General features: G+C 62.9%; 1 protein-coding gene. It reads left to right on the forward strand.

The window, feature by feature from the left end; all coding sequences use genetic code 11:
• Nucleotides 1–566 (forward strand): hypothetical protein (locus tag RN22_RS25315; RefSeq protein WP_046308506.1); only part of this gene is annotated, 566 nt, incomplete at both ends.

Here is a 566-nt window from a genome sequence, read left to right on the forward strand (position 1 = left end):
ACTACGGGCGGTACCGACGGTTCAACCACAGGCACGACCGATGGTTCAACGACTGGCGGTACCGATGGCTCGACCACGGGCGGCACCGACGGCTCAACGACAGGTACAACCGACGGTTCAACGACAGGTACCACTGACGGCTCGACTACAGGTACGACCGACGGCTCGACCACGGGTACAACAGACGGTTCAACCACGGGCACAACGGACGGTTCGACTACCGGCGGTACTGATGGCAGCACCACAGGTACCACGGATGGCTCGACCACGGGCGGTACGGATGGCACCACCACAGGTACGACCGACGGTTCGACTACGGGCGGCACTGACGGCTCAACGACGGGTACGACCGATGGTTCGACTACCGGCGGTACTGATGGCACCACCACAGGTACCACAGACGGTTCGACTACGGGCGGTACTGACGGCTCAACCACAGGTACCACCGACGGTTCAACCACCGGCGGCACCGACGGCTCGACTACAGGTACGACTGACGGTTCTACCACTGGCGGTACAGATGGCACCACCACAGGTACCACCGATGGTTCGACCACCGGCGGTAC

Source organism: Grimontia sp. AD028, assembly GCF_000973155.1.
Taxonomy (GTDB): Bacteria; Pseudomonadota; Gammaproteobacteria; order Enterobacterales; family Vibrionaceae; genus Enterovibrio; species Enterovibrio indicus.